A 730-nucleotide genomic window follows, 5' to 3' on the forward strand; every position below is an offset into this window, starting at 1 on the left:
GGCGCCACCACCGCCAGGTCGGCCTCGGCATCGTCGACGAGGGCGAGCTTGAACTCCCTCCGGTCGGTGATCCGCTCCGCGCTCTCGCCCCACATCATGTCGACCCTGACCTCGATCATGGCTTCAAAGGGCTGCGGCGTCCCCAGGATGGAGATATCGAAGGGAATGTCTGCTGTGCCGCCGGGTGCCGGCAGTAGGTCAGGGCGAACGCCCTGGTAGATGCGGCAGTACCAGTTGTCAAAGTCGCCGTCGCACTCGCCGGAGCCGCCGCCGTGGTTCGACCACTGGAGTTCGGCTTTGTCGAACCAATCCTGGAATTCGAGGGCCCGAACGTGGAACTCGACCACGCTCGGGGTTTCGTCGGTCAGGTTGGTGACCTTCAGGTAGGCCGTCTTCTCACGGACGCCCGACGTGACCGTCGTGCCGGTCACATCGAAGGTGAACTTCGGCTCCGGCTCCGCTGCGGAGGCGGAGGTGGCGGGGACTGCGACCCCGGCAAGCATAAGCAGCGCGGCTGCGGCTGTCCGGGACAGCCATCGAAGGCCAACGACCACGGTAGGACTCCCTCAGGAGAGCGGAAAGTGCGGATCAGACGGCGGTTGTCTTGTCTCCCGCGATGAACGCGACCGATCGGCGGCGTCGGGCGAGGAGCAGCACGATGCCCGCTACGACCATGGCGAGGCCGGCGCCGGCGATCAGTCCGGCCTGCGGCCCGGTGACCGGTAGACCA

1 protein-coding gene is annotated in these 730 nt (G+C 66.7%); it reads right to left on the reverse strand.

Annotation, left to right across the window (positions count from 1 at the left end; all coding sequences use genetic code 11):
- The coding region (locus SM447_RS29280; RefSeq protein WP_474576103.1) for a hypothetical protein at window positions 1-554 on the reverse strand (554 nt) is incomplete at its 3' end.
- Window positions 555-730 lie beyond the last annotated feature (176 nt).

The organism is Micromonospora aridisoli (genome assembly GCF_056150025.1).